Annotated in this window: 1 pseudogene; it reads left to right on the top strand. The window is 54.5% G+C overall.

Features of this window, described 5'->3' with window-relative positions:
* Window positions 1–420 (top strand): annotated as a pseudogene (locus E0L35_RS25725) (sugar ABC transporter permease YjfF); the annotation flags it as partial.

Raw genomic sequence — 420 nt, 5'->3', positions numbered from 1 at the left:
TTCTTGGGATCATTGCCGTTGGCATGACCTTTGTGATCCTCTCTGGTGGGATCGATCTCTCCGTCGGTTCGGTGATCGCCTTTACTGGCGTGTTTCTGGCAAAAGTGATTGGCGATTTCGGCCTCTCGCCGCTGCTGGCGTTTCCGCTAGTGCTGGTGATGGGCTGTGCCTTCGGCGCATTTATGGGGCTTTTGATCGACGCCCTGAAGATCCCGGCATTTATCATTACCCTGGCGGGGATGTTCTTTTTGCGCGGTGTCAGCTATCTCGTTTCGGAAGAGTCGATTCCGATAAACCATCCCATTTATGACACGCTCTCAAGCCTTGCGTGGAAAATCCCTGGCGGCGGTCGCTTAAGTGCGATGGGACTGCTGATGTTGGCGGTGGTGGTTATCGGTATTTTCCTCGCGCATCGTACCC

This window comes from Halomonas sp. ATBC28, assembly GCF_005937175.1.
GTDB classification, from domain to species: Bacteria; Pseudomonadota; Gammaproteobacteria; order Pseudomonadales; family Halomonadaceae; genus Vreelandella; species Vreelandella titanicae.
This window is presented reverse-complemented; position numbering and strand designations above follow the sequence as displayed.